The organism is Gilvimarinus sp. 1_MG-2023, assembly GCF_030548285.1.
On record NZ_JAUOSC010000216.1, the window covers coordinates 1 to 415 of the forward strand.

At 56.6% G+C, this 415-nt stretch carries 1 pseudogene; it reads left to right on the forward strand.

The annotated features are described in order from the left end of the window. Positions 1-415, forward strand: a pseudogene (locus Q4563_RS16495) (hybrid sensor histidine kinase/response regulator); the annotation flags it as partial.

Here is a 415-nt window from a genome sequence, read left to right on the forward strand (position 1 = left end):
GGCTGGCACTGATCGGGGGCGGCCCAGGCTGGATTGTGGTGGGCATGTTGAAAATTCTGGCCGGGTCATTCCTCGCGGTACTGGCGGTGAGTTCAGGCATGTCGATTGCCGAGGCGTCTGACCCGACTCGCATTTATTATATTGCCTTTGGTTATCTGACGGATTCACCCATGGCGATTCTGGCCATGACCGGGCTGTTTGTGGTGCTGTGTCAGGTCAAGATCAACGTCACCAATGCCTATGCCGGATCGATTGCCTGGTCGAATTTCTTCTCGCGGCTGACGCATTCTCACCCCGGTCGGGTGGTGTGGCTGGTGTTTAATGTCACCATCGCCCTGCTGCTGATGGAATTGGGTATCTATCAGGCATTGGAGGCGGTGCTCGGGGTGTTTGCGATTGTGGCGGTAAGCTGGCT